2 protein-coding genes and 1 pseudogene are annotated in these 1,355 nt (G+C 63.2%); 2 read left to right on the top strand and 1 reads right to left on the bottom strand.

From position 1 onward, the window contains the following. Positions 1-206 (top strand): annotated as a pseudogene (locus EET03_RS30845) (IS1634 family transposase); the annotation flags it as partial. Positions 207-450: 244 nt separating this feature from the next. Then, positions 451-1,056, top strand: coding sequence for a Crp/Fnr family transcriptional regulator (locus EET03_RS14410; RefSeq protein ID WP_075543113.1), 606 nt, complete (start codon positions 451-453; stop codon positions 1,054-1,056). Here the strand turns inward: EET03_RS14410 and EET03_RS14405 are convergent. Then, the coding region (locus tag EET03_RS14405; protein ID WP_167470638.1) for an integrase core domain-containing protein at positions 1,047-1,355 on the bottom strand (309 nt) is incomplete at its 5' end. The genes EET03_RS14410 and EET03_RS14405 overlap by 10 nt on opposite strands.

The following is a 1,355-nucleotide window of genomic DNA, read 5'->3' as shown; positions in this document are numbered from 1 at the left end:
CTAAAGTCTCCACCAAGCAAGACTCCCAGGGCCACCCTTTACGGACTTTCGCTGGCCTACTCGAACACCTCAAGACTTTGACCCGCAACAGGATCCGCTACCACAACACCGACATCGAAATCGACAAACTCACCGACCCCACCCCCGAACAACGCCGCGCTTTCGACCTCATCGAAGCCACCATCCCCCTCACCATCGCCGCATAGTCAGGTAGACAAACACCACACCACCAAACCCGCCAAAACCCCAGGTCAAACCAGGAAAACCCCTACCTAAACAGCAGTAACTTCGGTCTAGACCGGTGGCGGGCGCTATGCGAGGTGGCACGACGCGTCAGGCGTCGCAGACCACATTCTGGTCAGCGCTCGCCCGGGTGCCGGCCCAGGAATCCACCGTAAACAGGGCGTAGGCTCCCCGATGCCGGGTCACATCGCACGTCAGGAGCGCACTATGAAGTCGGATGCGGGATCTGGGGCAGACGCCCGTGATGGGGATTTCGCCTATCGGCTACGCGAGTTCACCGCATTCGACAACTTCTCCGATGCCGAGCTGGAGCTGCTCGCCCGAGTAGCCCATCACACCTCGACGTCCAAGCCCTGGCCGATGATTCATGAGCAGACTCCGGCGGACGCCTGCTACATCCTGCTCAGCGGGGAGGCGCGGGTATACGTGGGCCGGGATCCCATTGCCGTGTTGGGGCCGGGTGAGGTGATCGGCGAATCTGTGCTCCGCCGTGGGAAACTGCGGTCTGCGACCGTAACGACAACCGGTCCGGCCGAGGTGCTGCGTATCGAGCGTGATGATCTCGCCAGATTGCTGGACGTGATTCCCGCACTGCGTGAAACCATGGACGCAACTGTGGCGCGACATGCGCCGACGGTCGCGGTCCAGCCGGCCAAGCCAAAGCCGACACGCGCCAAGGTAAAGGCCTCGGCCCCGGCGGATCTGGTCGACCGGTTCGAGCAGGCCGCCAGCAGCGCCGGTGTGACCGTCGCGGCCGCGCTGGAGGAGGCACTTGAAGCATCCCCGGTTTCATGCACACCTCGTTACGTGTGACCGGTGTGCTCTCCGGCCTGGAGTCGAGCGTAGTACTCGGCCTCGGCTTCGGCCGGTGGGATGCGGCCCAGGCGGTGCATGAGCCTCCGCTTGTTGTACCAGCTAACCCACGCCGAGGTCATGTTCTCCAGGTCAGCGAGGGTTCGGATCGGGCCGACGCGAAACGGGGAGTCAGGGCGCACGCACTCGGTCTTGTAGAGCCCGATCGTGGTTTCGCACAGCGCGTTGTCCAGGGCGTCACCGACGGTCCCGATCGAGGGGATCAGTCCCTCCAACATTAGCGTCTCGCCGTAATGTAT

Source organism: Mycobacterium innocens, assembly GCF_900566055.1.
GTDB classification, from domain to species: Bacteria; Actinomycetota; Actinomycetes; order Mycobacteriales; family Mycobacteriaceae; genus Mycobacterium; species Mycobacterium innocens.
The sequence above is the reverse complement of the archived record's forward strand: the minus strand, read 5'-3'. Positions and strand labels throughout refer to the sequence as shown.